The sequence below is a fragment of the Paractinoplanes atraurantiacus genome (genome assembly GCF_900215205.1).
Lineage (GTDB): Bacteria > Actinomycetota > Actinomycetes > Mycobacteriales > Micromonosporaceae > Actinoplanes > Actinoplanes atraurantiacus.
On record NZ_OBDY01000001.1, the window covers coordinates 1,021,240 to 1,046,431 of the forward strand.

Annotated in this window: 20 protein-coding genes; 10 read left to right on the plus strand and 10 right to left on the minus strand. The window is 71.2% G+C overall.

Annotated features, from left to right (window positions below; translation table 11 throughout):
- Window positions 1-539: 539 nt before the first annotated feature.
- Complete coding sequence (locus tag CRP55_RS04935) at window positions 540-2,450, minus strand: penicillin-binding transpeptidase domain-containing protein (protein WP_097318202.1); 1,911 nt, start codon at window positions 2,448-2,450, stop codon at window positions 540-542.
- Between the two features lie 218 nt (window positions 2,451-2,668).
- Here CRP55_RS04935 and CRP55_RS04940 point away from each other — a divergent pair, with 218 nt between their 5' ends.
- Complete coding sequence (locus CRP55_RS04940) at window positions 2,669-7,603, plus strand: NAD-glutamate dehydrogenase (RefSeq protein WP_097318203.1); 4,935 nt, start codon at window positions 2,669-2,671, stop codon at window positions 7,601-7,603.
- Here CRP55_RS04940 and CRP55_RS04945 read toward each other — a convergent pair.
- Complete coding sequence (locus CRP55_RS04945) at window positions 7,581-8,204, minus strand: GntR family transcriptional regulator (protein WP_097318749.1); 624 nt, start codon at window positions 8,202-8,204, stop codon at window positions 7,581-7,583. The genes CRP55_RS04940 and CRP55_RS04945 overlap by 23 nt on opposite strands.
- A gap of 52 nt (window positions 8,205-8,256) precedes the next feature.
- Between CRP55_RS04945 and CRP55_RS04950 the strand changes: the two genes are divergently transcribed.
- On the plus strand, window positions 8,257-8,787 hold the full coding sequence (locus tag CRP55_RS04950; RefSeq protein ID WP_097318204.1) for a YbhB/YbcL family Raf kinase inhibitor-like protein: 531 nt from the start codon (window positions 8,257-8,259) through the stop codon (window positions 8,785-8,787).
- Here CRP55_RS04950 and CRP55_RS04955 read toward each other — a convergent pair.
- A complete protein-coding gene (locus CRP55_RS04955; RefSeq protein WP_097318205.1) occupies window positions 8,776-9,381 on the minus strand; it encodes a TetR/AcrR family transcriptional regulator C-terminal domain-containing protein in 606 nt (201 codons plus the stop codon). The two genes, CRP55_RS04950 and CRP55_RS04955, sit on opposite strands and share 12 nt — an antisense overlap.
- Window positions 9,382-10,059: 678 nt before the next feature.
- On the opposite strand from CRP55_RS04955, the gene CRP55_RS04960 reads away from it, so the two are divergent.
- On the plus strand, window positions 10,060-10,905 hold the full coding sequence (locus CRP55_RS04960) for an alpha/beta fold hydrolase (protein ID WP_218854061.1): 846 nt from the start codon (window positions 10,060-10,062) through the stop codon (window positions 10,903-10,905).
- A 35-nt stretch (window positions 10,906-10,940) separates the two neighbouring features.
- Window positions 10,941-13,343 carry a heavy metal translocating P-type ATPase gene (locus CRP55_RS04965; protein ID WP_097318206.1) on the plus strand — a complete coding sequence of 801 codons (2,403 nt, stop codon included), beginning with the start codon at window positions 10,941-10,943 and terminating at the stop codon, window positions 13,341-13,343.
- 305 nt (window positions 13,344-13,648) lie between these two features.
- On the opposite strand, the gene CRP55_RS04970 is transcribed toward CRP55_RS04965, so the two are convergent.
- Genes CRP55_RS04970 through CRP55_RS04980 form a run of 3 tightly spaced genes read right to left on the minus strand, consistent with a single transcriptional unit; the run spans window position 13,649 to window position 15,925 of the window.
- Window positions 13,649-14,575: a TetR/AcrR family transcriptional regulator gene (locus CRP55_RS04970; RefSeq protein ID WP_245922783.1), complete on the minus strand. Its 927-nt coding sequence runs from the start codon at window positions 14,573-14,575 to the stop codon at window positions 13,649-13,651.
- The gene (locus CRP55_RS53825) at window positions 14,556-15,506 is read right to left on the minus strand and encodes a thiol-disulfide oxidoreductase DCC family protein (RefSeq protein ID WP_097318208.1); all 951 of its coding nucleotides are present in this window, start codon (window positions 15,504-15,506) and stop codon (window positions 14,556-14,558) included. The genes CRP55_RS04970 and CRP55_RS53825 overlap by 20 nt, the downstream gene beginning before the upstream one ends.
- Window positions 15,503-15,925 (minus strand): hypothetical protein, encoded by a 423-nt coding sequence (locus tag CRP55_RS04980; RefSeq protein ID WP_097318209.1) that lies wholly within the window; start codon window positions 15,923-15,925, stop codon window positions 15,503-15,505. Before CRP55_RS04980 ends, CRP55_RS53825 begins: the two co-directional genes overlap by 4 nt.
- An 882-nt stretch (window positions 15,926-16,807) precedes the next feature.
- Here CRP55_RS04980 and CRP55_RS04985 point away from each other — a divergent pair.
- The 3 genes from CRP55_RS04985 to CRP55_RS04995 are packed head-to-tail and all read left to right on the plus strand — an operon-like array spanning window position 16,808 to window position 19,717.
- Window positions 16,808-17,998, plus strand: a complete 1,191-nt coding sequence (locus CRP55_RS04985) for an ROK family transcriptional regulator (protein WP_097318210.1) — start codon at window positions 16,808-16,810, stop codon at window positions 17,996-17,998.
- A 26-nt stretch (window positions 17,999-18,024) separates the two neighbouring features.
- Complete coding sequence (locus CRP55_RS04990; protein WP_179855010.1) at window positions 18,025-18,825, plus strand: ABC transporter ATP-binding protein; 801 nt, start codon at window positions 18,025-18,027, stop codon at window positions 18,823-18,825.
- Window position 18,826: 1 nt separating this feature from the next.
- Window positions 18,827-19,717: a ribokinase gene (locus tag CRP55_RS04995; RefSeq protein WP_097318212.1), complete on the plus strand. Its 891-nt coding sequence runs from the start codon at window positions 18,827-18,829 to the stop codon at window positions 19,715-19,717.
- Here CRP55_RS04995 and CRP55_RS05000 read toward each other — a convergent pair.
- From CRP55_RS05000 to CRP55_RS05015, 4 genes are read right to left on the minus strand one after another with little or no spacing between them, the layout of a single operon-like run.
- Window positions 19,714-20,601, minus strand: coding sequence for a methyl-accepting chemotaxis protein (locus tag CRP55_RS05000; RefSeq protein ID WP_097318213.1), 888 nt, complete (start codon window positions 20,599-20,601; stop codon window positions 19,714-19,716). The genes CRP55_RS04995 and CRP55_RS05000 overlap by 4 nt on opposite strands.
- Window positions 20,601-21,134, minus strand: coding sequence for a PAS domain-containing protein (locus CRP55_RS05005; RefSeq protein WP_097318214.1), 534 nt, complete (start codon window positions 21,132-21,134; stop codon window positions 20,601-20,603). The genes CRP55_RS05000 and CRP55_RS05005 overlap by 1 nt, the downstream gene beginning before the upstream one ends.
- A 38-nt stretch (window positions 21,135-21,172) precedes the next feature.
- The gene (locus tag CRP55_RS05010) at window positions 21,173-21,529 is read right to left on the minus strand and encodes a DoxX family protein (protein WP_097318215.1); all 357 of its coding nucleotides are present in this window, start codon (window positions 21,527-21,529) and stop codon (window positions 21,173-21,175) included.
- Window positions 21,530-21,533: 4 nt separating this feature from the next.
- Window positions 21,534-21,992: a DUF6232 family protein gene (locus CRP55_RS05015; protein WP_097318216.1), complete on the minus strand. Its 459-nt coding sequence runs from the start codon at window positions 21,990-21,992 to the stop codon at window positions 21,534-21,536.
- Window positions 21,993-22,047: 55 nt separating this feature from the next.
- Here CRP55_RS05015 and CRP55_RS05020 point away from each other — a divergent pair, with 55 nt between their 5' ends.
- Genes CRP55_RS05020 through CRP55_RS05030 form a run of 3 tightly spaced genes read left to right on the plus strand, consistent with a single transcriptional unit; the run spans window position 22,048 to window position 25,179 of the window.
- A complete protein-coding gene (locus tag CRP55_RS05020) occupies window positions 22,048-22,821 on the plus strand; it encodes an enoyl-CoA hydratase/isomerase family protein (RefSeq protein WP_097318217.1) in 774 nt (257 codons plus the stop codon).
- A 40-nt stretch (window positions 22,822-22,861) separates the two neighbouring features.
- Complete coding sequence (locus CRP55_RS05025; protein ID WP_097318218.1) at window positions 22,862-23,461, plus strand: hypothetical protein; 600 nt, start codon at window positions 22,862-22,864, stop codon at window positions 23,459-23,461.
- Between the two features lie 26 nt (window positions 23,462-23,487).
- Complete coding sequence (locus CRP55_RS05030; RefSeq protein WP_097318219.1) at window positions 23,488-25,179, plus strand: Hsp70 family protein; 1,692 nt, start codon at window positions 23,488-23,490, stop codon at window positions 25,177-25,179.
- Window positions 25,180-25,192: the final 13 nt, after the last annotated feature.

The following is a 25,192-nucleotide window of genomic DNA, read 5'->3' on the forward strand; positions in this document are numbered from 1 at the left end:
CGCTGCCCCGCGACCCCGACCAGGAGATCCCCGACGAGGCTCCGGACGACGCAGACGAGCCGGACGCGGGCGACGAGGAGCCGGTCGAGCCGGCCAACCCCGAGCCCACCGACTTCACCGATTTCGCCGACCGCGACGGCGGCGTCGAGGTTTCCGAGCCGGCCGACCTCGCCGACAGCGTTGCGGGTTCCGAGCCCGCCGATTACGCCGAGCCCGCCGATTACGCCGATCACGCCGAGCCTGTCGATCACGCTGATGAGGCCGAGCCCGAGCCCGAGGTCGTTGCGGAGGCCGAGCCCGAGCCCCAGGTTGCCGTGGAGGCCGAGTCCGAGCCGGTGGCCGCGGCGGGCCTCGTGCCGAGGCCGCTGGGGCAGGCACCGTTGCTCGACTCCGACCCGCTGCCCGCCACCCGTCCCGGCATGCTGCGGCCGCGGATCAACGAGGAACCGGCGCCCGACAACTTCTCCCTCCCGGCCCAGCGCCCGGCCTTCGAGGTCGGCCTCGGCCCTGGTCAGGGCGCGCCGGCCGACATCGCCTGACTACTTCGCCAGGGCTCGGAGGAAGCGGTCGACCGCGGGGACCGCCGCCTCGGAGCCGGCGCCGCCCTTCTGGACCATCACGGCGAAAGCGATGTCGCCCTGGTAGCCGATGAACCAGGAGTGGGTGTCCTCGGTTTCCTCGCTGAACTCGGCGGTTCCGGTCTTTCCGTGTACCGGGCCTCCGGGGGTGGACTTCAGGGCCGTGCCGGTGCCGGCCGTCACCACCTCGCGCATCATCTGGCGCAGCGGGGTCACCGCGGCCTCGTCCAGCTTGGGGCCGTCGGCGGCGGGGGCCGCGGGGGCCGGGTCGAGGACCAGCTTGGGCTGCTTGAACTGGCCCCGGGCGATGGCCGCGGTGGCACTGGCCATGGCCAGCGGACTCACCGCCGTCGCGCCCTGGCCGAAGGTGGCGGCGGCCAGCTCGGTCGGGGTGGCGGCGGGGGACACCTTGCCGCTGAAGGTTTCCACGCCCAGGTCCCACTTGCCGCCCAGGCCCAGGTCGGTGGCCGCCTTCTGGAGGCCGTCGGCGCCCAGTTTCGGGGCCAGGGCCACGAAGGCCGTGTTGCACGACTTGGCGAAGTCGACGTGGAACGGGACGTTGCCCAGGACCTCGCCGTCGGCGTTCTTGAACTCGCGGCCGGCCACCGTCGCCTTCGCCGGGCACGCGACCGTGGCGTTGGCCGTCACCGCCTTGCGCTGCAACAGCCCGTACGCGGAAACCGCCTTGAAGGTCGAACCCGGTGGGACCTGACCGGTCAGGGCCGTGTCGACCGTGCCGCCGTCGGGGCCGTTGGCCACCGCCAGGACCGCGCCGTCGCTGATTTTGACGGCGACCAGGGAGCTCGGCTGTTTGATCGAGGCCAGGGCCTGGTCGGCGGCGAGCTGGGTCTTCACGTCGATCGTGGTCTTGATCGGTTTGCCGGCCACCGGCTTCGCCGTGAAGATCTCCGTGTCCTTGGGGGTGTCGTCGGACTCCGACGTCGGGCGGGAGACGACCACCGACAGGCCGGTCGTGCCGCGCAGTGTGGCGTCGTACTTCTCCTGCAGGCCGCCGTGCCCGACGACGTCGCCCTGGACGATCTTCTGCGGGTTCTCGTCGATGTCGTCGCGGGTCGCCTGGTCGGCCGTGCCCAGCAGGGCCCGCGCGAAGGCCCTGGTCGGGGCCAGGTCGCGTTTCGCCTCCTGGAACTGGGTGCCCTTGAGCGGGCGCACCTCGTTGCGGATCTTGAGGTAGTCGGGGCGGCGGAGGGTGACCACGTCGACGAACGCGCCCGGGTCGGAGGCCTTCACGCGGGTGGCCAGGTCGGCCATGTCCACCGTGACGCCGACCCTGGCCAGGGCGGTGGTCAGGTCCTTCTGGAGTTTCGCGAGGTCGGTGATGTTCTGCGGGACCACCCCGATGGTCACCACCTCGCGGGCGGTGACGATGGGCTGGCCGGCCGCGTCGAGGACGCTGGCCCGGGTCGCGGGGACGCGCACGAGCCGGACCTTGTCGCCGGCCACCAGGTCGCTCTGCACCAGCGCGGGCTCCCAGATCACCGACCAGCCGTCCGTGTTTCTCTTGGTGAGACGGACGGTGCTGTCGTACGACCAGGTGACGTCGCCGGGGAGCTTCCACTCGAGCTTGATCGGGTGGGTCGCGTCGTCGCCGGTGGTCTTCGGCTCGCCGGTCTTGGTGACCGTCATCTTCGCGTTGACCAGCTCGCCGGTGAGCTCCTTGAGCTGGGCCTGCACGTCGGCCGAGGCGAGCTTGCCGCCGGCCGCGCTGACGAAGCCGACCTTGCTCAGGTCGTTGGCGCGCCAGCCGGCCAGGAAGTCGTCGAGGGCGCCGTCGGGCCCGTCGCCGGTGCAGCCGGCGAGCAGAGCACCGGCCAGAGCCAGGGTGGCGGCGGTGGCGGCGAACCGGCGCATGGTCACACCTTTCCGGGGGTATGAGACAAACCCAAAGGATCTGACGTGACGGTAGTCAACCGATGCCCGTCCCGTTGACCCGGGCAAGGTGAGAAAGGTCAAAATCGCCGCCGATCGGACCGTTCACACCGCGAGTGTGATCGCCGCCTCCGGCGCGTTCTAGGCTGTCCTCGACACGTTCGAACCCACAGTGTGGTGGGTGAGGGGAGCGCCAGACCATGGCTGTCGCCGATGAGGCCGCAACCGATACCGAAGCCGATCTGGACTACGCCGCCGGACCGGGGCTGGCCCTGACGGGGCGCCTCGGCGCCTCCGCCGACGAGGGCGAGCTCGACGAGCCGCTGCCCAACGGGGAGCGGTTGGTGGCCCAGGCCGTCGAGGTAGCGGGCAGCGATCATGCAACCGCCCAGCTCGTGGGCCGCTTCTGGCGGTTCGCGCCCGATGAGGAGCTGGTCGGGTTCACGCCGCAGGAGATGTACGACGCCGCGGTCGCTCATCGCGAGCTCGCCCGCACGAGGTTGCCGGGCGAGCTGAAACTGGCCATCACGCCGCCGTCCGGGTCGCAGTGCCACACGGTCGTGCAGATCGTCACCGACGACATGCCGTTCCTGGTCGACTCGGTGATCGCGCTGCTGTCGGCCCACCAGTTGCAGGTGCACCTTCTGGTGCACCCGTTGATCGTGGTGCGGCGCGAGCCGCTGGGCGCGCTGGCCGAGCTGGCCGCCGACGTCGAGCCCGACGACGCGATCGAGGGCGACCTGGTCGAGAGCTGGATCCGCATCGAGATCGACCCGATCCGCAGCGAGGACACCCGGTCGCAGCTGCACAACGAGGTCCGCCGGGTGCTGACCGACGTGCGGGACGCGGTCGAGGACTGGCCGCGGATGCGCCAGCGGGCCATAGTGATCGCCGACGAGCTGGCCACCGCGCGCGGCTCCGACACCAAGCTGCCGGTGCCCGACAAGGACGTCACCGACTCGATCGAGCTGCTCAAGTGGCTGGCCCACGACCATTTCACGTTCCTGGGCTATCGGGAGTACCGCCTCGACGGCGACGTGCTGGGTGCCGTTCCCGGCTCCGGGCTGGGGATCCTGCGCGGTGACAGCAAGCCCCGCAAGCTCTCGTCGATGACCCCCGAGGCGTACAAGAGGGCCCTGGAGAAAAGGCTTCTGGTCATCACCAAGGCCAATTCGCGAGCCACCGTGCACCGCTCGGCCTACCTCGACTACATCAGCTTCAAGATGTTCGACTCGTCCGGCGAGGTGATCGGCGAGCGGCGCTTCCTGGGCCTGTTCAGCTCCTCGGCGTACCGGACCAGCGTCCGTGAGCTGCCGGTCGTCAAGCGCAAGGTGATGGAGGTGCTCGACCGCTCGGGCCTTTCGCCGCGCGGCCACTCGGGCAAGGACCTGCTGCAGATCCTCGAGACGTACCCCCGGGACGAGCTTTTCCAGATCAAGACCGATGACCTGTACGAGGCGGTGATCGGCGTCCTGCGGATGGCGGGCCGCCGCCAGCTGCGCCTCTTCCTGCGGCGCGACGGCTACGGCCGGTTCATCTCGTGCCTGGTCTACATGCCGCGCGACCGGTTCACCACCGGCAACCGCCTGCACATGCAGGAGATCCTGCTCCGCGAGCTGAACGGCGTCGGCCTCGACTACACGACCCGGGTCACCGAGCGGATGCTGGCCCGGGTGCACTTCATCGTGCGCACCGACCCGGCCGACCCGCCGGGCAAGGTCGACCCGAACGCGCTGGCCGAGATGCTGGCCGACGCCACCCGCATGTGGGACGACGACTTCTCCCTGGTGCTCGAGCGCAAGCTCGGCGAGGAGGCGGCGCGCGACCTGTTCACGCGGTATTCGACGGCCTACCCGGACAGCTACAAGGACGGCCACACGCCGTACGAGGGCATGCAGGACCTGGCCAAGCTCGAGCTCCTCGAGGAGGAGGGCCAGCTCGAGATGCACCTCTACCGCAAGCGGCGGCCGGGGCGCACGGGTGAGCCCGAGCCCGACGACCACGACGTGCGGTTCAAGGTCTACCGGTACGGCGAGCCGATGCTGCTGTCGGCGGTGCTGCCGGTGCTGCACTCGCTGGGTGCGCGGGTGGTGGACGAGCGGCCGTACGAGATCCGGCGCAGCGACGGCACCATCTATCTGTACGACTTCGGGTTGCAGCCGCCGGCCGCGCATCGCGAGCTGGCCGAGGTGCGCCCGCAGGTGGAGAACGCGTTCGCGGCGGCCTGGCGCGGTGAGGCCGAAGTGGACGGCTTCAACGAGCTGGTGCTGCGGGCCGGGCTCACCTGGCGTCAGGTGGTGGTGCTGAGGGCGTACGCCAAATATCAGCGCCAGACCGGAAGCGTCTTCTCCCAGCGCTACCTCGAGTCGACCTTCATCGCCTACCCGGAGATCGCCCGCCTGCTGGTGCGGCTGTTCGAGACGCGGTTCTCGCCCCGGCTCGAGGCCGGCGAGCAGCAGCGGACGCACCTCGCGGGTGAGCTGGTCGACCGGATCACCGGGCTGCTCGACGACGTGGACAGCCTCGACCAGGACAGGATCCTGCGCTCCTATCTGACGCTGATCCAGGCCACCCTGCGCACGAGCTTCTTCCAGCGGGGCGCGGACGGGCGGCCGAAGTCGTACGTGGCGTTCAAGCTCGACCCGCAGGCCATCCCCGACCTGCCGCAGCCGCGCCCGAAGTACGAGATCTTCGTGTATTCCCCTCGCTTCGAGGGCGTCCACCTGCGGTTCGGCGCCGTCGCCCGCGGCGGCCTGCGCTGGTCGGACCGGCGTGAGGACTTCCGTACGGAGATCCTCGGCCTGGTCAAGGCGCAGATGGTGAAGAACGCGGTGATCGTGCCGGTCGGCGCCAAGGGCGGCTTCGTGCTCAAGCAGAAGCCGGGCGACCGCGACGAGGCGGTGGAGTGCTACAAGCGCTTCATCACGGCGCTGCTCGACGTCACCGACAACATCCACAGTGGCAAGATCGTGCCGCCGCGGGACGTGGTCCGGCACGACGGCGACGACCCGTACCTGGTGGTGGCGGCGGACAAGGGCACGGCCACGTTCTCCGACATCGCGAACGAGATCTCGGTCGGCAAGGACTTCTGGATGGGCGACGCCTTCGCGAGCGGTGGCTCGGCCGGCTACGACCACAAGAAGATGGGCATCACGGCCCGGGGCGCGTGGGAGTCGGTCAAGAAGCACTTCCGCGATCTCGGCGTCGACACCCAGACGCAGGACTTCACCGTGGTCGGCGTGGGCGACATGAGCGGCGACGTCTTCGGCAACGGGATGCTCCTGTCCCAGCACATCCGGCTGGTGGCCGCCTTCGACCACCGGCACATCTTCCTCGACCCCACTCCGGATGCCGCCGCGTCGTTCGCCGAGCGGCAGCGGTTGTTCGACCTGCCGCGGTCGTCCTGGGACGACTACGACAGGTCGCTCATCTCGCAGGGCGGTGGGGTCTATCCCCGTACGGCCAAATCGATCCCTGTCTCGCCGGAAGTGCGCGCCGCCCTCGACCTGGGCGACGCGACGGCGGTCAGCCCGGTCGAGCTCATGCGGGCCATCCTGCGCGCGCCGGTCGATCTGCTTTGGAACGGCGGCATCGGCACGTACGTCAAGGCGGCCTCCGAGACGCACGCGGACGTCGGCGACAAGGGCAACGACGCCATCCGCGTCAACGGCGGCCAGTTGCGCTGCCGTGTGGTCGGCGAGGGCGGCAACCTGGGCCTGACCCAGCGCGGCCGCATCGAGTTCGCCCGGACCGGCGGCCGCATCTACACCGACTTCATCGACAACACGGCCGGTGTCGACTGCTCCGACCACGAGGTCAACATCAAGATCCTGCTGGGCGGCGCGGTCACCGAGGGCGAGCTCAGCCTGCCCGAGCGGGACGAGCTGCTGGCGGCCATGACCGACGAGGTCGCGGCCTTGGTGCTGCGCGACAACTACGAGCAGGCGCAGGCCCTGGGCAACGCCCGCTCGCAGGCGCACTCGCTGCTGCCGGTGCACCGCCGCATGCTGACCTGGCTGGAGGAGAGCGGGCAGCTCAACCGCGAGCTCGAGGCCCTGCCGACCGACGCCGAGCTGGCCACCCGCTACGAGAACGGCGAAGGGCTGACGGCGCCGGAGTTCGCGGTCCTTCTGGCGTACGTCAAGATCGCCGCGGAACGGGAGGTGCTGGCCGACGAACTCGTCGACGAGCCCTGGACAGCCTCCGTCCTGTCCGGATACTTTCCGACGCCGCTGCGCGAGCGGTTCGGCTCCCGCATGACCGGGCACCGGCTGCGCCGCGAGATCATCACGACCGTCCTGGTCAACGAGGTGGTCAACCGGGGCGGCACGTCGTTCATCTTCCGCGCCATGGAGGAGAGCGGCGCCTCGGCGGCCGACGTCATCCGGGCCTATGTGGTCATCCGCGACACGTACGGGCTGGCCGGCATCTGGGCCGACGCCGAGGCCCTGGACAACCAGGTGCCGACGCCGGCTCAGACGGTGGTCTTCCTCGAGTCCCGGCGGCTGCTCGACCGGGCGGTCCGCTGGCTGGTGAGCACCCGGCGCTCGCCGATCGACGTGGCCGGTGAGGTGGCCCGCCTGCGCCCCGGCGTGCAGGACCTGATGCCGCGCATGTCGGCGGTCCTCAAGGGCAACGAGCGTCTCTCGATGGACGAGCACATCGCCTGGATGGTCGACAAGGGCGTGCCGATGGAGCTGGCCGAGCGGGTGACGCTGGTCAACTACGGCTTCGGCGTGCTCGACATCCTGGAGACGGGCGTGGCCACCGGCCGCGACGTGGACGAGGTGGCCCCGGTCTACTTCGCCCTGTCCGAGCGCTTCCACATCGACCAGCTGCTGTCGCACATCTCCAAGCTGCCGCGCGGGGACCGCTGGCAGACGCTGGCCCGGATGGCGTTGCGCTACGACCTGTACGCGGCGCTGGCCGCGCTGACGGCCGAGGTCCTGCAGTCGACACCGGTGGACGCCTCGGCCGACGACCGGGTTTCCGAGTGGGAACGTGTCAATGCAGCTTCCATCGCCCGGGCGGCCAACGCCATGGGCAACGTGAACGACACGCCGGCCGAGCTGGCGGCGCTGTCGGTGCTGCTCCGCCAGATCCGAACCCTGGTCAAGACGTCCTCAGCGTCCTGACCGTCCGGGTCACATGACGGCGAAGGAGGTCGGCCGCCCGGCCGGCCTCCCGCGCCAGCACCGCCTCCTCCAGAGCCAGGTGCTCCGCGGCGGCGTCACGGGCCGGCTCCTTGACGGCCGACCAGCGCCGGGCCAGCTCGCTGTCGATCCAGAGCCGGTCGAAGGTGCCCAGCAGCACGTCGTTGCCGCAGGCTTCGAGCAGCGCGCGGTGAAAGAGGCGGTGCGCCTCGGACCAGGAATCAGGATCTTGCTCGTACGGCGTGGCGCGCGCCAGCCGATGGTGGGCGGCCCGCACGCGGGCCTCCCATTCGAGGTCGCCGCGCTCGATGGCCATCCGCAGCATGGCCGGCTCGACCGTGGCCCGGGCCTCGGCGATCTGCTGCCAGCGCTCGGCCCCGGTGGCCGGCACGGCGAAGCCCCGGTTGGGCAGCCGCTCGGCCAGCCCTTCGCCGACCAGGCGTAGCAGGGTCTCGCGGGCCACGGCCAGGCTGACCACGTGCTTGGTGGCCAGTTCCTGCGGTTTCAGCGACTGCCGAGGCGCGAAGTCGCCGTGCAGGATGGCCGCGCGCAAGGCCACGTACATCCGTTCCGAGGGGGTCATGTGGATCACTCTATCTTGTCAAAATAATCGATTATCTCTAGCGTAGTCGACTATGAACGATCCTTTCGCCCGCCTTCCCGAGGCGCCCAGCTTCACCGTGACGAGCACGACCGTCGCCGACGGGGAACGGTTGCCGTCCGCGCAGCACTCCGGCATGTTCGGCGTCCCCGGCGGTCAGGACGCGTCGCCCCAGCTGAGCTGGAGCGGGGCGCCGGCCGGCACGAAGAGCTACGCCGTCACCGTCTACGACCCGGACGCGCCCACCGGCTCCGGCTTCTGGCACTGGGCCGTGGCCAACATCCCGGCCGACGTGACATCACTGCCCGAGGGCGCGGGCGACGACAGCGGCTCCGGCCTGCCGCCGGGCGCCGTGCAGTTGCCGAACGACGCCCGGCTGGCCCGCTTCCTGGGGGCGGCCCCGCCGGCCGGGCACGGCGAGCACCGGTACTTCATCACGGTGCACGCCCTGGACGTGACCGACATCGGCGTCCCGGCCGACGCGACACCGGCCAACCTGGGCTTCACCATGGCCGGCCACATCCTGGGCCGGGCCACGCTGATCGCCACGGCGTCAATCTCGTAGCACGGCCTCGGTGCCGGCGACCAGAACGGACAGGCCGTGCTCGAAGGACTCGTCGGGGCGGCGGTAGCCGGCCGACTCGAAGGCGGCCATCAAAGTCGGTAGCTGGGCGAGGGCGGCCAGTTCGGCCTCGCCCGGCGGCCCGACGGTCGCCTGTTCCTGAAGGACGAAGCCGTTGGTGTAGTCGGCCACGGTCATGATGGTTTGCAAGGCGAGGGCGGGGGTGAAGCCGAGCCGGACCATCGCGGCCAACTCCTCCTCGAAGCCGTGCAGAGCATCGGGGGCGCGCCGGGCCGAGGTGATGAGCCGGGCGCCGTCGCGATGCGCGAGAAGCGATCGGCGGTACGCCCGGGCCCGCCGCCGAAGCCAGTCGGGCCACGCTTCGCCGTCGCGGGGAGGGCCCATGCCGGCGCGCTGGATGACGGCGCTCGCCATCCCGTCGAGCAGATCCTGCTTGGTTTTGAAGTGCCAGTAGAGAGCCGGCGACTGCACATCGAGCGAGGCGGCCAGCTTGCGCACAGTGAGCCCGTCGAGGCCCCCCTCGTTGAGCAGCCGCAGCCCGGCATCGATGAGCACTTCCCGCGACAGCCCTTTCACCGCTCCACCCTTCTCCGTGGCACCGCACTGGCCCCGATCAGCGCCCTGGACGCCGGTGTCACCGCTCTACCTCGCTCCGCAGCCGCGGGCGGGCGCCATCGGCACCCGCGGTGGAAGCCGCCGCCCACCTCGCCCGGCAGTCACCAGCCGACATCGCCGGCGAGCGTCCGCGTGTCGAGCCCTTGTGGTTGCGCCCGTGTCGAGCCCTTGCGGTTGCGCCCGTGTCGAGCCCTTGCGGTTGCGCCCGTGTCGAGCCCTTGTGGTTGCGCCCGCGTCGAGTCCTTTCGGCTCCGCCCGCCTTGAGCTCGCGGCTCCGCCCACCTTGAGCCCTTTCGGTTGCTGCTGCGTCGAGCAGTTGAGGGCTCCGTCCGCCTTGAGCCCGCACCCCTCGCCGGTCCGGCTGCTCCGGCGCTTTGCCCCGGTTTGGTCGTCCGTCGGGTTCGTGGGTCCAGCTGCTCTGTCGGTTCGCCCGATTTGGTCGCCCCTCCCGGCCCGCCGTCTGGTCGTCCCGCACGGCCCGCCGGTCTGGTCGCCCCCGCACGGCCCGCCGGTCTGGCCGTTTCGCACGGCCCGCAGGTCTGGTCGCCCCTTCCGATTCGCCGGTTCGGCCGTGTCGAGCCCTTCATGGCCTCACCTTAGCAGTGCTAAATTTTCCTTAGCGGTGATAAGGAGGCAACGGTGAAGGTTGATGAAGGGCAAGGTCGCCCGATCCTCGTGTTGCACGGTGGGATGGGCAATCTCGGCAGTTGGGCGAGGGTGACCGACCGACTGCACGATCGGTTCCGCACGGTGCGGCTGCATCGCCGGCAGTACCGGCTGGAGGTGCCGAGGAAGGTGACGATCGCCGACGAGGTGGCCGAGGTGCGGGAGGCGGCCGCGGCGCTCATCGGCCCGGGGGCGGGCCCGGCGGCGGGGGAAGGGTCCGCGTGCGCGGGGCCGGTGCCGGGGAGTGCGGCGGATGGGCGGGCAGTGCTGGGAAGTGTGGCGGATCGGCGGCCGGTGCTTGTAGGGCACTCATCGGGGGCGGTTGTGGCGTTGGAAGCGCTTGTGGCGGATCCAGGGCTCTACTCGGCGGCGGTGCTCTATGAGCCGCCGATCGTGGTGGATGAAGTGCTGAGTCTTGGGGTGGCGCCTCGTGCCCGGGCGGCGCTCGAAGCCGGGCGGGCGGGGACGGCGTTTGCGATTTTTCTTCGGGACGTGGCTCGGATGCGGTCGCCGATGGTGGGGGTGGCCGAGTTCGTCATGAACCGGAAAGGGGCGGAGATGGGGCCGCTCGTCGAACGTCAATGGGATGACGGGGAGGCCATCGATGCGCTTGGCAACCGGCTGGCGGCGTACGGGCAAATCGCAGTGCCGGTCTTGTTGTTGGGCGGAAGCCGCAGCCCTCGGCATCTGATCGATCGGCTGGACGCGCTCGAGGGAGTGCTGCCGAACGGGACGCGGATGACCATGCGGGGGCTGGGGCATACCGCCGAGCGCACGGCGCCCGGGCGAGTGGCGGCGGCCGTTTCGGGCTTCCTCTGAGGGATACCCGTACCCCCGAGGGGTATGCTCGGGGCATGGAGCGGGTGATCGAGCTCGAGATCGGTGGGATGACGTGCGCCGCGTGCGCCAATCGCATCGAGAAGAAGCTGAACCGGGTGGACGGCGTGACGGCCACGGTCAACTACGCCACCGAGAAAGCGCGGGCCACCGTGCCGGCCTCCGTCTCCGCGGCCGACCTGATCGCCGTGGTGGAGAAGACGGGCTACACGGCGGCCGAGCCCGCTGTGGAAAAACCTGTGGAAAACGAGCGCCGTGATCCGCTGCGCGACCGGCTGCTCATCTCGGCCGTTCTGAGTTTTCCGGTGATCGTTCTGGCCATGGTTCCGTCATGGCAGTTCGACTACTGGCAGTGGTTGTCGCTCGTTCTGGCGTCACCGGTCGTGGTGTACGGCGGATGGCCGTTCCACCGATCGGCCTTCGTGAACCTGCGGCACGGCGCGGCCACGATGGACACGCTGGTCTCGATGGGGACACTGGCGGCCTTCGGGTGGTCGATCTGGGCGCTCTTCCTCGGCGACGCCGGCATGCCGGGCATGACACACCCGTTCTCACTGACGGCGGGCGACGGTGACGCGATCTATCTGGAGGCGGCGGCCGGGGTCACCACGTTCCTGCTGGCCGGGCGCTATCTGGAGGCGCGGGCCAAGCGGCGCGCGGGTGACGCGCTGCGGTCGCTGCTCGAGCTCGGGGCCAAGCAGGTCACCGTCCTCGCGGACGGCGTGGAGAGGATCATTCCGGCCGGCGATCTCACTCCGGGTGACATTTTCCTTGTACGCCCTGGCGAGAAGGTGGCCACCGACGGCGTGGTGGTCGACGGAGTGTCGGCGCTGGACGTCAGCCTGCTGACCGGCGAGTCGGTCCCGGTCGAGGTGCGGCCGGGCGACCCGGTGACGGGCGCGACCGTGAACGCCGGCGGGCGGCTGGTGGTGCGGGCCGAAAAGGTGGGCGCCGACACGCAGCTGGCGCAGATGGCCCGGCTGGTCGAGGAGGCGCAGAACGGCAAGGCGGCCGTGCAGCGCCTGGCCGACCGCATCTCCGGGGTGTTCGTCCCGGTGGTGATCGCCCTGGCGGTGGGCACGCTGGGCTACTGGCTGGGCACGGGCGAGGGCTCGTCGGCGGCGTTCACCGCCGCGGTGGCGGTGCTGATCATCGCGTGCCCGTGCGCGCTGGGCCTGGCCACACCAACGGCATTGCTGGTGGGTACGGGCCGTGGCGCCCAGCTGGGCATTCTGATCCGCGGTGTGGAGGCCCTGGAGTCGACCCGCCGAGCCGACACGATCGTGCTCGACAAGACGGGCACGGTGACGACGGGACGGATGGCGGTGGCGGCGCTGGTGCCGGCCGGGGAAACCGACCCGGACGAGTTGCTGCGCTGGGCCGGCGCCGTCGAGGCGGCGTCGGAGCACCCGATCGGCCGCGCGATCACGAACGCGGCCCGCGAGAAGGGCGCGCTGCCGGCGGTCACGGACTTCCACGCGACGGCCGGCGTCGGAGTGCGCGGCCGGGTCGGCGAGGTGGAGGTGGCCGTGAGCGCAGGAAGGCCACCGAGCGCCGGCTCGGAGTCGGGTGCCGGTCGCGCGGCCGGTGATGGCCCGGCGGTGGACGCCGCCTCGGACGGTGGCTCGGGCTCGGGGGGCCCTTCAACCTTGGGCGCTGGTTCGGGCTCGGCGGCCGCTTCCGCCTTGGGGGCCGCTTCCGCCTTGGGTGCCGGCTCGGGCTCGGGGGCCCCTTCGGCCTTGGGTGCCGGCTCGGGCTCGGGGGCCGCTTCGGTCTTGGGTGCCGGCTTGGGCTCGGTGCGGGTCGCGGCTGCACTTCCCGGCGCCGCGACCTGGGTTGAGGTGACCGTCGACGGGGCGGTGGCGGGGTGGCTGGCGCTGGCGGACGCGGTGCGGCCCACGAGCCGGGCGGCGATCGCGGGTCTGCGGAGGCTGGGGCTGGAGCCGATGCTGGTCACCGGCGATGCCGCGCCGGTGGCGGAGGCGGTGGCGGCCGAGGTCGGCATCACCGAGGTTTTCGCCGGGGTGCTGCCGACGGGCAAGGTCGACGTGGTCAAGCGCCTTCAGGCCGAGGGCAAGTCGGTGGCGATGGTCGGCGACGGCGTCAACGACGCGGCCGCGCTGGCCCAGGCTGATCTCGGATTGGCGATGGGCGCCGGCACAGACGTCGCGATTCAGGCTTCGGACCTGACTCTCGTACGGGATGACCTCGGCGCCGCCGTGGATGCCGTCCGGTTGTCGCGCCGCACCCTGAACATCATCCGCGGCAACCTGTTCTGGGCCTTCGCCTACAACGTGGCGGCGCTGCCGCTGGCCGCGGCCGGCCTGCTCAACCCGATGATCGCCGGGGCCACGATGGCGTTGAGCTCGATCTTCGTCGTCCTCAACAGCCTGCGCCTGCGCGGTTTCAAGGCCGCCTGAAAAGCAGCGTGAGCCGGGCCGGCGGCGGATTGCTCCCGAAATCCGCGGCCGTGCCCGGCTCACCGTCTGCGTCGCGAAGGCTCGAACTGGTCCCGTAGCTCGAACCCTGTGCCGCGACGTCCCCAGACCCACCTGCGGTGATAACGCTACGTGCCGGCGGTTGCCGGCCGAAAGCTCTCGATGGCCGAAATGGCCGTTCGGCCCACGCGGAATGGGCGACAGATCCGGCTATCTCCGGACACGAAGGCATATAACTTGGCAGCCGATTACTCACCGTCGCGACGGTGACGCACTACCGAAAGTGATCAATCGTCGCGGCGAATGCTGTCGATCAGGGCCAGGACCTGCCGCAACGCCGGCCGCAGCACCCGCAGCCGCGACAGCGAGACGAGCCGGTCGATCAGCGGCACGATGCCGTCGATGAGCCGTCGGGTGCGCCTCTGGCCGGGCGAATTGTCGTACACCCAAAAGAGAATGACGCCCATCCACCCGAGCCACAGCAGCTCGGGCAGTTCCCGGCGCAACTCCGGATCGAGCTTGGCCGTCGAGCCCTCCACCACATCCCGGAAGATCGCGATCGCCGCCTCGCGCGCCGGCGACGACTCCCGCGAGAACGGGCTCAACGGCGACGTGGGCTCGGCCGCGCTCTTGAAGAAGGTGGCCGCGAACGAGTGGTACGGCGCATTGACGTCGATCCCCGCGTGCAACACTCCCCGAAGCCGCGGCGCCAGATCCTTCTCACCGGCGAAGACCTTCTCCGCGGCCGCCCGGTGCAACGCCTGGTTCCGGTCGTAGAACCCCTGAATAAGGTGTTCCTTGGAGTCGAAGTAGTAATACGCGTTCCCGACCGCGACCCCCGCCTCTTTCGCGATGGCCCGCATGGTCGTCTCGGCGTAGCCCCGCTCCCGAAAAAGCCGCAGAGCCGTCTCGAGAATCAGCTGCCGCGTCTGCTCCCCCCGAGCCCGCCGAGGCTTGTCCACCCCGACGCGGGAGGCCCGCTCCCCGACCCCGCCTTCCTTGCCGCCGGCCGCAGCACTCTCGCCTGCCGCAGCACTCTCGCCTGCCGCGCTGCTCTCGCTGGGCGCGGTGCTCTCGCTGTGTGCGGCGCCTCGTCCGGGCGCGGCCGCTCCGGCGGCATTCGCGGCACCGGCAGCCGGGGAGAGGCCGGCGGTGGGGGCCGCGGCCGGCGCCGGGCCGTCCGGGCCGGTCGGTTCAGCGGCAGCGGTCGTCACACCCGCCACCGTAGTCCAGCGCCCACTCGTCGCGTCCTTCCCCGACCGGCCCCGCCGAAGACCGCGTCGTCTCCCGCGCCTGCCCGGCGGACGGGCGCGTCTCCTGCCCGGCCGGTGGGAGCGTTGCCTGCCCGGCTGACGAGCGCGTCGCCTCCCGGATCGCCGACACCGCGGCGATGAACCTCCGCGCGCTCGGCAGAAGGGCCGGCGAGCTGATCCGCTCGGCCATGGCCCGATAGTCCGCGAGCGCCCACAGACAGGCCACCCACGCCCCGTCACCCACATAGACCGAGCCGTCATCTCCGATAACCGTGATGTCCCGCAGCGTCGCATCGTGATCCAGCCCGGCGAACCGCTCCCGAGCCTCGGCCGACCCCGCAGGCAGGAACTCCAGTGGTACGAGCTGATCCCGCCCCCGAAGCCATCGCCCCGCGGCCCGGCAGATCGGGCACCCGGCGTCGTACAGAACAGTGAAGGCCCTGATCCGCCCTTCTCCCCGAGGTCCGGTCCGCGCTTCTTCCCCCAGCCCGATCTGCGCTTCTTCCTGCGGCTCGGTCCGCGCTTCTTCCTGCGGCTCGGACCGGGCTTCTTCCCGCAGACCGATCTGTGCTACTTCCTGCGGCTCGGTCCGCGCTACTTCACGCGGCTCGGTCCGCGCTTCTCTTTGCGGGTTGGTCCGTGCTTCTCCTCGCGGCCCGGTCCGCGTTTTCTCCAACGACTCGATCTGTGCTTCTTCCCCCGGCCCGGTGGGGACCGTGCCGGAGCGGTCCCCACCGGGTGGTCCGACCCGGCCAGCCCCGTGACCGGCCGGATCGAGATCGAGGTGGCCGCCGTCCGGGCCGGCCGGCCCGAGGTTGTTGTGGCCGGCCTCTTCGTCGATCGGCGGGAGATCGCGGCGGACGGCCGGATCGGGGGCGCGGTGGCCGGTCATGCCCGGGCCGGTGGTGGGGTCTGCGGGTGGAACGGGAGGCGGCCGGCGGGCGGCAGCGGCGGCATGCCCTGCTGCTGGCGCAGGCGGCCACGGCGGTAGCGGCCCAGGAAGAAGACGTTGCAGAAGTGCAGGACCCCGAGCACGAGCAGCACCAGCCCGATCTTCATCGAGAGGGTCTCGAGCGCCTCGCTGGTGTCCGCGATCGTGTCTCCCGACCGCATCGTCACGGTGACGTATCCCAGATTCAGCAGGTAGAAGCCCATCACCAGCAACTGGTTGACCGCCTTGGCCAGCTTCGCGTCGGCGAAGACGTCGGCCAGGAAGACGAGCCCGTTGCGGGAGAGCGTGGTCGCCACCCAGACCGTCAGACCCACGCTGACCGCCAGGTAAACGAGGTACATCCACACCTTCGGGTCCATCGGACCACCTTTCTCGAACGCGTTCAACTAACTCGCCTCAGCGTAGACCCAAACTTGAACATGTTCAACAAGGGGTGTGGGGCGCCGGAGAGGGGCGTTGGGGGAAGCCGCAGTCGCGGAGGACGGCGTTGGCGAGGGCGGGCGGCGGCGAAGAAGCGGCGACGAAAGCGGCCCGGCGACCAAGGGGCGCGCGGCGGCGAGGGCACGCGGCGGCGAGGGCACGCGGCGGCGAGGGCACGCGGCGGCGAGGGCACGCGGCGGCGAGAGCACGCGGCGGCGAGAGAGCGCGGCGGCGAGAGGGCGCGGCGGTGAAGGGGTGCGGCGACGGGGACGCGGCGGCGAAGAGGGGCCAGCGGCGAAGGGCGGCCGGCGGTGAAAGCGGACGGCGGAGGAGGGGTGGTGTCAAGAAGTGCAGCGAAGAGAGTGCGTCGACAAAGGAGGTGCGGCGGTAGAGAAGGGAACAGCGGCGGAGGGGGCGCCAGCGAAAGTGGGGCGGCGAAAGTGGGGCGGCGAAAGTGGGGCGGCGAAAGTGGGGCGGTGCGAAGAGCGGCAGCAAGAGGGTGCGGCGATTAAGGAGATGCGGCGGTGGAGAGGGGTGCAGCAGCGAAAGGGGGTGGCAGCGAAAGCGGGGCGGCAGGTAGCGGTGGTGAAGGAGGAGTGGTGGCGGTGTCGGGATGGGGGTAGGCCGCGGGGAGAGTGAGCCGGCGGGGAGGGTGGTGATGTGCCTGCGGGTCTGGTCGGAGGGGGTGGGAGCTGCCATGATCGCTCGGGGTCGATCGGCGGGGGGAGTTGTCGACGCGCCGGGACCGTTACGCTGCGCCTACCCGTTCGCTGGGTGCCGGTAATCTAATAGGAAATAATCCTAAATAAGTAGGGGATCTCATGGCCGCCACCCGCCTTCCGGGCACGCCCCGGCTGTTGCGCGCGCTCAACGACCGCGCGGCGCTGGAACTGCTGCTCTCGCGCGGTCCGCTGACGCGGGCCCAGCTGGGTGAGATGACCGGCCTCAGCAAGGTCACGGCGTCGCAGCTCGTGGAGCGGCTCGAGCAGCGCGGTCTCGTGCGCCGGGTCGGTGAGCAGGCGGGCGGTCGCGGGCCCAACGCCCAGCTGTACGCGGTGACGCCCGGCAGCGCGCATGTGATCGGTGTCGATGTCGGGCCGGATCGGGTTGTCGCCGCCTGTGCCGACATCACCGGCACGATCATCGGGCGGGACGAGCAGTCCACCAAGGACACCGACGATCCGGTCGGCGTCGTGCACAACGCTGTCGTGCGGGCCGCGACCGAGGCCGGCGCCGACATGGGCTCCGTGCGGCGGGTCGTTCTCGGCACGCCGGGCCTGGTCGATCCGCAGAGCGGCGAGATCTCGTTCGCCTGGGATCTGCCCCGCTGGCACCGCGGCCTGCTCGACGACCTGCGGCGCGATCTGCACACCCCCGTCTTCTTCGGCAATGACGTCAACATGGCCGCCGTCGCCGAACAGAGCACCGGCGCCGCCACCGGCGTCCGCGACTTCGTGCTGATCTGGGTCGGCCGTGGCGTCGGCCTGGCCAGCGTCATCGACGGCCGGCTGCACCAGGGCAGCACGGGCGCCGCCGGTGAGATCGGCTATCTGCCGGTTCCGGGGGCCGAGGTTCCGCGGCACTCCTCCAAGCGGGCGGCCAAGGGCGGCGTCCGCGGCGCCTTCCAGAGCCTGGCCGGGGCCGAGGCGGTCAAGACCATCGGCAAGAAGTACGGCTTCCGCGGCGCCGAGGCGGCCGATGTGATCCGTGACGCTGTCGCCGCCGGTGAGGCCGGCGAGCCGGTGCTCGACGAGCTCGCCGCGCGGCTGGCGCTCGGTGTCGCCGCCACCTGCGTCGTTCTCGACCCGCCGCTCGTCGTGCTGGCCGGCGAGATCAGCCACGCCGGTGGCCCGGCGCTGGCCGAGCGCGTCGAGCAGGAGGTCGCCGCGATCACCCTCGTACATCCCAAGGTCGTCATCACCGGTGTGGAGTCCGATCCCGTGCTGCACGGCGCGCTGTGGACGGCGCTCGACGCCGTACGGGATGAGGTGTTCGGGTCTACAACGGCCTGACCCAAAACGCGTGGTTGGATGGTGCCGTGACTCTCCCTCCCGACGACGACACCGTCATCGCGTTCGACCGGGTCAGCGTGATCCGCAACGGAAACTTCCTGGTTCGCAGCCTGTCCTGGCAGGTCGAGCTGGACGAGCGCTGGGTCGTCCTCGGCCCGAACGGCGCCGGGAAGACGACCCTGCTCAACCTGGCCTCCGGCCGGCTGCACCCCTCCCGCGGCACGGCGTACGTGCTGGCCGAGCGCCTCGGCCGCACCGACATCAACGAGCTGCGGACGCGGATCGGGTTGGCCACCGGCCAGTTCGCCGACCGGGTGCCGGCCGACGAGCGGGTGCTCGACGTGGTGGTCACCGCCGCCTGGTCGGTGGTGGGCCGCTGGCGTGAGAGCTACGACCCGCAGGACGAGGCGCGGGCCCGGCAGCTGCTGGCCCAGCTGGGCATGGGCGCGCTGGTTGACCGCGAGTTCGGCACCCTTTCCGAGGGCGAGCGCAAGCGCACCCTGATCGCCCGGGCGCTGATGACCGACCCCGAGCTGATGCTGCTCGACGAGCCGAGCGCCGGGCTCGACCTGGGCGGCCGGGAGGATCTGATCGCCCGGCTCACCGAGCTCGCCCTCGACCCCGACTCGCCCGCGATGGTGCTGGTCACCCACCACGTCGAGGAGATCCCGCCCGGCTTCACCCACGGGCTGCTGCTGCGCGAGGGCACGATCGTCGCCGCCGGGCTGCTCGGTGAGGTCATGACGGCGGACAACCTGTCCAAGACGTTCGGCCTGCCGTTGGTCATCGACCGCTTCGGCGACCGGTACACGGCACGGGCGGCCTGACATGACCCCGCGCATCGTCGTCGCCGGGAGCGCCAACATGGACCTGGTCGGGCTGGCCGAGCGCCTGCCCCGGCCGGGCGAGACGGTGCTGGGCGACGACTTCCTGATGATGCCGGGCGGCAAGGGCGCCAACCAGGCGATCGGCGCCGCCCGGGCCGGCGGGCGCACGTGCTTCCTGGGCGCGATCGGCTCCGACTCGTTCGGCGTCAATTTGAACGCCCGGCTCAACGGCGCCGGCGTCGACATGACCCATGTGCGGACGACGTACGGGGTCTCGGGCGTCGCCGTGATCATGGTGGATCGCGCGGGGGAGAACTCGATACTGGTCGCCCCCGGCGCCAACAACGCGTTCACCGGCCTCGGCGACGGCGAGCGGGCCGAGATCGCCGCCGCCGACGTGCTGCTCTGCCAGCAGGAGATCCCGGTCGAGACGGTGACCGAGGCGGCCCGGGCCGCGCGCGCCGGCGGCACCCGCATGGTCCTGAACGCGGCCCCGGCCCGAGAGCTGCCGCCGGAGCTGCTGGAGAACGTCGACCTGTTGGTGGTCAACGAGGTCGAGGCGCTGGCCATCACCGGCGGCGACACCATCGACGTGCCGGCCCTGCTGGCCCTGGTGCCGCGCGTGGTGCTGACCTTGGGCGGCGGCGGTTCTCGTTACGCCGACCGCGAGGGCCGCGACGAGCACATCCCGTCGTTCAAGGTGAGCGTCGTCGACACCACCGCCGCCGGTGACGCCTTCACGGCCGCGCTGGCCGTGGCCTGGGGCGAGGGCCGCGATCTGGTCGAGGCGGTCCGCTGGGCCAACGCGGCCGGCGCCGCCTGCGTACGGAAAGTGGGGGCCTCGAATTCGCTTCCGACCCGAGCCGAGATCGACGAGATCTACAACGGCTAGGTCTGGCGGGCCGTGGTGACGAAGCGGTTCACCTCGGAGCGCAGGACCTCGGCCAGCTGGGAGAGGCCGGTGCTTCCCGCGTCGCCGCCGCCGTCGACCGCGGCGGCGATGCCGTTCACCAGGCCGCTCATCTCGCGGATGCTGTTGGTGACCGTCTCCAGGACCGTCACCGCGTCGTTGGCCACCTCCTGGACCGTGTTGACCTGGCCCATGATCTCGTTGCTGGAGGCGCTGGTCTCGGTGGCCAGGGTCTTCACCTCGCCCGCGACCACGCTGAAGCCCTTGCCGGCCTCGCCCGCGCGGGCCGCCTCGATGGTCGCGTTCAGCGCCAGCAGCCGCGTCTGCTTGGCCACCGCGTTGATCAGGTCGACCGCCGTGCGGATCTGATCGGAGGCCGTGCGCAGCCCGGTCACCGTAGACAGGCCCCGCTCGGCCTCGCTGACCGCGTCGCGGGCGAAGTCGGCCAGCCCGTTGGCGGTCGCCCCCATCTCGGTGGCCGCCGTCGCCACCTGCTCCGACACCGACAGCACGGCCGACTCCAGGTCGTCCGCGAGCGCGACCCGGGCCCTGTTCGCGTCCGCGATGCGGGCCGCGTCGTCGCTCATCACCGACGTCGAGGCCGAGATCTGTTCGGCCGCCATCTTGAACGCGCCGCGCAGGCCCCGGGTCAGGATGCGGCGGTGGAAGCGGCCCTCGGCCGCCGCCGCCGAGGCCGCGCTCGACTCGCGCAGGAACGCGTCGCTCGTGTCGAGCAGGTTGTTTATCGCGTCGCGGGCCGCCACCGCCTCGGCCGACTCACCGATCGAGGGCAGCCGCGCCTCGAGGTCACCGGCCGCGGCCTTGCGGCACACGTCGGTGATCAGCCGCAGGATCTCGTCGGCCATCAGCGGGCACCGGTGGTCAAGGCCCAGACATATTCGTCGTACGTCTGGTCGCCGAGCTCCGCCAGCATCGCCTGCCACCCCGCCTCGACCGCCGCCTTGGTGTTCGGCGCGCCCCGCTCGGCCGCGAGCAGCCGGTCGTACAGGCGGCTCACCTCGGTGACGACCGGCTTGTCGGGGGAACGGCGGTTGGAGTGATATCCGGCGAACCGGCCGTCGGCCGTGTACGAGGGCGTGACGTGCGCGAAGACCCAGTAGTGGGCGCCGTCGGCGGCCAGGTTCTTCACGTACGCGAAGATTTCCTGCCGCTGTTCGAGGGTGTCCCAGAGCAGCTTGAAGACGGACCGCGGCATGTCCGGGTGCCGGATGAGGTTGTGCGGCTGCCCGATCGCCTCGGCCTCGGTCAGCGCCGACGTCCGCAGGAACACCTCGTTGGCGTACGTGATGACGCCGCGCGGGTCCGTCTTCGTCACGATGATCTCGTCGACGCCGAAGGTCCGCTCGACACCGGTGGGGCGCGTCTGGGTGGCTCGCATCAATTCCGATGGTCACCGATTATGTGAGCGCCCGTCCGTTAATCCGAGAAAACGCGGCGGGCCCACAGGATGAGCGGTATCTGCATCGGCAGGCGGCCGTAGGCGACGGCCCGCTTGGCCGGTGACGCGTGCCGCCAGTCCATCGCCATCTTGACGTTGGCCGGGAAGACCGCGGCGAACAGCCCGGCCGCGGCCAGGGCCCCGGCGCGGCGGGTGCGCGGGTGGGCGACCGCGGCCGCCACGGCCAGCTCGGCCGCGCCGCTCAGATAGGTCCACGTGCGCGGCGAACCTGGCAGGGAGCGCGGCACGATCGAGTCGAACGGCTTCGGCGCCGCGAAGTGCAGCGCGCCCATGGTCGCCAGCATCGCCGAGAGACCGGCGGCGTCTTTGTTCATCGCGTCACTTTAGAGAAGGCTCCAAAGCCCTTTGCAGGGCCCGGTAGATGCGGCCGAAGCGCGCCGAGTCGGGCGTCCGCAGCAACATCACCTTGCCGGTCGGCGTGCGGGCCCAGATCTCCCGGGTGCGGCTGCCGCGGTCGTACGACCGGTCGACCTGCTCCAGCAGCACGTCGGCCAGCGGCAAGGTGGCCAGGCCGACCAGCACGCCCCCGCCGACCAGGGCGATGGTCGTGGTGGTGGAGGCGTCGATCAGCAGGGCGACCGCGATGCCGAGCGCGCCGAGCAGGATCGGGACCAGGATGGCCAGGCCCAGGGCGCCCCGGCCGGCGATCGTCGCCCATGACCGGCGTCCACGCGTGTGCCAGACCTGGATCAGGTCGTCGAGGCCCAGATCCATGCCGTTCATCCGGACACCCGCCGACGTGATCCACACGTCCGGGTCCCGGTAGTAGGTGGTCATTGTCTTCTCCGTACCCGTCGTAGGCTGACCTGAACCAATACTCAGGAGGCTGTTCGTGGGCGAGTTCGTGACGCTGGAGACCAACGACGGTATCGGAACCATCAAGCTGAACCGGCCCCCGATGAACGCTCTCAACACCCAGCTTCAAGAAGAGCTCCGGGCCGCCGCGCATTCCGCCACCGGTGATGAGGGGGTCAAGGCCGTCATTGTGTACGGGGGTGAGAAGGTCTTCGCCGCCGGTGCCGACATCACTGAGTTCACGAAGGTCGGCTACCAGGAGATGGCCGTCCGGGCCGAGGCGCTGTCGAGCGCGTTCGACGCCGTGGCGCGCATCCCCAAGCCGGTCGTCGCGGCGATCACCGGGTACGCCCTCGGCGGCGGCTGCGAACTGGCCCTGGCCTGCGACTGGCGGGTGGTGGCGGACGACGCCAAGCTCGGCCAGCCCGAGATCAAGCTGGGCATCATCCCGGGCGCCGGCGGCACCCAGCGGCTGGCCCGGTTGATCGGCCCGGCCCGCGCCAAAGATCTGATCTTCTCGGGCCGCATGGTCGGCGCCGACGAGGCCCTGCGGATCGGCCTGGCCGACCGGGTGGCGCCGGCCGGTGACGTCTATCGGACAGCCGTCGAGCTGGTCCGGCCGTACGTCTCCGGGCCCTCCCTGGCCCTGCGCGCGGCCAAGCTGGCGGTGGACGGCGGGCTCAACCTCGATCTGGCCTCCGGCCTGGCGCTGGAGTCGCAGCTTTTCGCCGGGCTGTTCGCCACCGACGACCGGATCGAGGGCACCACCGCCTTCGTCGAGAAGCGTAAACCCACATTTACGGGCCGCTGACCCTCGCATATATCGATCAGTTGCCATAAAGTCACGCGGTGTGGAACCGGTTCCGGTCACGCGTGGGGTGCGCCGCACCGTGCGCATGGCCGTGGCCCTGGTGATCGGGCAGGCTCTGCTCTGCGCGCTGATCGGCTGGCTCACGCTGGGCCGGTCCAGCTCCGATCCGGGTGGTTCCGGCGCGGCGGTCGACCAGGCCGCCGCCCCGCCGCCGCGGCTCACCTCGGCGGCGCCGGCTCCGGCCGTTCCCGCTCCCGAGCCGCCGGTGGCGGCGTCGCGCGGCCCTCAAGCGCCGGTCTCGAAGACGCGCCGGCCGGCCAAGACCGCCACGCCGGGCAAACCGACCACCTCTCCACCGAGCTCACCGGCCGCGAGCCCGCCGGCCGCGCCGGAGCCGTCAGTGCCGAGCGTCACGCCGTCGAGCGAACTGATCCTGCTGCCGCCGGAACCGCCCACCACCTCGGCCAGCGCCTCGCCCACGCCCCGTGACCAGCCGAGGCCGGACGGTGACAAGGTCCAGCGCGACGTGACCGTCGGTGACCGCTGCTGGCCCGAGGGTGCCTTCGGGCGCACCCGCGACGATCAACTCGTTCGCTGTCTGCGCGCGCGATATGACCCTCCGCGCTGGAAGATCGTCTAAGGGCAAGTACCCCCTAGACTCGGTCCATGCCCATCGACCAAGGTGAGCCGAAGAGGCATGCCCTCGGCGTGGACTTCGGCACCTCGAACACTGTCGCGGTGGCGCGCTGGCCCGACGGCCGCGCCCGCCCGATCCTGGTCGACGGGTCCCCGCTGCTGCCCTCCGCCGTCTACGCCGAGCCCGACGGCAGCTTCGTCGTCGGCCGTGACGCCGTGCACGCCGCCCGTTTCGACCCGGCCCGCTTCGAGCCCAACCCGAAACGCCGCATCGACGACGGCCTCGTGCTCCTCGGCGAGCAGGAGGTGCCGGTCGTCGACCTGATCGCGTCGGTGCTGGCCCGGGTGGCCGAGGAGTGGCACCGGGCGGTCGGCCCGCTGCTGCCCGAGGTGACGCTGACCTGCCCGGCCACCTGGGGCGCGACCCGTCGCACGCTGCTGGCCGAGGCGGCCGCCCAGGCCGGGCTGACCCGGGCCCGGCTGGTCGCCGAGCCGGTCGCCGCCGCCACGTACTTCGCCGAGGTGCTCGGCCGCGACGTGCCGATCGGGTCGGTCGTGGTGGTGCACGACTTCGGCGCGGGCACCTTCGACGCGAGCGTCGTCGCCCGTACGGCCGAAGGGTTTGAAGTCATGGCCGTCGACGGCCGTGACGACATCGGCGGCCTCGACATCGACGCCGCCATCGTCGAGCACCTCAAGACCGACGAGTGGCAGCGCCTGCTGGAGCCGACCACGGCCCAGGAGAGGCGGGCGCGGCGGCAGCTGTGGGAAGAGGTGCGGATCGCCAAGGAGCGGCTGTCGCGCACCCAGTCGGCCGACTTCGTGGTGCCGCTGCTCGACACCGAGGTCCACCTGACCCGCGACGAGCTGGAAAAACTGGCCCGGCCGATCCTCGACCAGACGGTGCGCATCACCAAGGGCATGCTCGACTGGGCCGACCTGCCCGAGGGGCGGCTGGCCGGCGTCTTCCTGGTCGGCGGGGCCAGCCGCATCCCGCTGGTGGCCACCCTGCTCCACCGTGAGCTGGGCGAGGCGCCGGTGGTGATCGAGCAGCCGGAACTGGTGGTGGCCGAGGGCAGCATCCTGGCCGGCGCCGCGCTGCTGGCCTCGGGGCCGGCCGCGCCCGGGCCGACCGCCGAGCTGCGGCTGGTCTCGACGGGAAAGGCGGAGTCGGCGACCGTACGGGTCGAGGCAGCCGACATGCCGAAGACGGCGCCGGCCGCCGAGCACCTTCCCTCGACGGCGCCGATGGCCGAGCATTACGCCGCGACGACGCCCGTGGCCGAGCACATCCCCGGGACCACCGGGCTGCAGCCGCCGGTCGACCCGTGGCCGGACGCGGACCACAACCACTGGGCGCAGGACCCGCACGCGACGGTGCCGACGCCGAAATCGGCCTTCACGCAGCCGGTGAGCGCGCCGCCCCGCACCGAGCGGCCGATCTCCGTACCTCCCAGGGGTGTGGCGACGGCGGCGCCGAGCGCGAGCCGGCCGATGTCGCCCGCGCCGCAGCCTTATCAGCCGCCCCAGCCGGCCGGGAAGAAGCCGCGCAAACGGTCGAGCGGCTTCGTGCGCTTCCTCCAGGTCACGCTCAGCGTCCTGCTGATGATCGTCGTGCCGTTGGTCGCGCTGGTCGTCGCGTACGGCTACGGCAACGGCGACTCGCTGCCGCTCGACGCGGAAAACTTGTGGAACGAGATTCGGGAGCTGCTCGGGATCTAACTCACCGGTAACC

Bases quoted from the DNA above. Each gene is read 5' to 3' on its own strand.
- CRP55_RS04935 (WP_097318202.1), bottom strand. From the start codon at position 2,450: ATGCGCCGGTTCGCCGCCACCGCCGCCACCCTGGCTCTGGCCGGTGCT.
- CRP55_RS04940 (WP_097318203.1), top strand. From the start codon at position 2,669: ATGGCTGTCGCCGATGAGGCCGCAACCGATACCGAAGCCGATCTGGAC.
- CRP55_RS04945 (WP_097318749.1), bottom strand. From the start codon at position 8,204: ATGACCCCCTCGGAACGGATGTACGTGGCCTTGCGCGCGGCCATCCTG.
- CRP55_RS04950 (WP_097318204.1), top strand. From the start codon at position 8,257: ATGAACGATCCTTTCGCCCGCCTTCCCGAGGCGCCCAGCTTCACCGTG.
- CRP55_RS04965 (WP_097318206.1), top strand. From the start codon at position 10,941: ATGGAGCGGGTGATCGAGCTCGAGATCGGTGGGATGACGTGCGCCGCG.
- CRP55_RS53825 (WP_097318208.1), bottom strand. From the start codon at position 15,506: ATGACCGGCCACCGCGCCCCCGATCCGGCCGTCCGCCGCGATCTCCCG.
- CRP55_RS04980 (WP_097318209.1), bottom strand. From the start codon at position 15,925: ATGGACCCGAAGGTGTGGATGTACCTCGTTTACCTGGCGGTCAGCGTG.
- CRP55_RS04985 (WP_097318210.1), top strand. From the start codon at position 16,808: ATGGCCGCCACCCGCCTTCCGGGCACGCCCCGGCTGTTGCGCGCGCTC.
- CRP55_RS04995 (WP_097318212.1), top strand. From the start codon at position 18,827: ATGACCCCGCGCATCGTCGTCGCCGGGAGCGCCAACATGGACCTGGTC.
- CRP55_RS05000 (WP_097318213.1), bottom strand. From the start codon at position 20,601: ATGGCCGACGAGATCCTGCGGCTGATCACCGACGTGTGCCGCAAGGCC.
- CRP55_RS05005 (WP_097318214.1), bottom strand. From the start codon at position 21,134: ATGCGAGCCACCCAGACGCGCCCCACCGGTGTCGAGCGGACCTTCGGC.
- CRP55_RS05010 (WP_097318215.1), bottom strand. From the start codon at position 21,529: ATGAACAAAGACGCCGCCGGTCTCTCGGCGATGCTGGCGACCATGGGC.
- CRP55_RS05015 (WP_097318216.1), bottom strand. From the start codon at position 21,992: ATGACCACCTACTACCGGGACCCGGACGTGTGGATCACGTCGGCGGGT.
- CRP55_RS05030 (WP_097318219.1), top strand. From the start codon at position 23,488: ATGCCCATCGACCAAGGTGAGCCGAAGAGGCATGCCCTCGGCGTGGAC.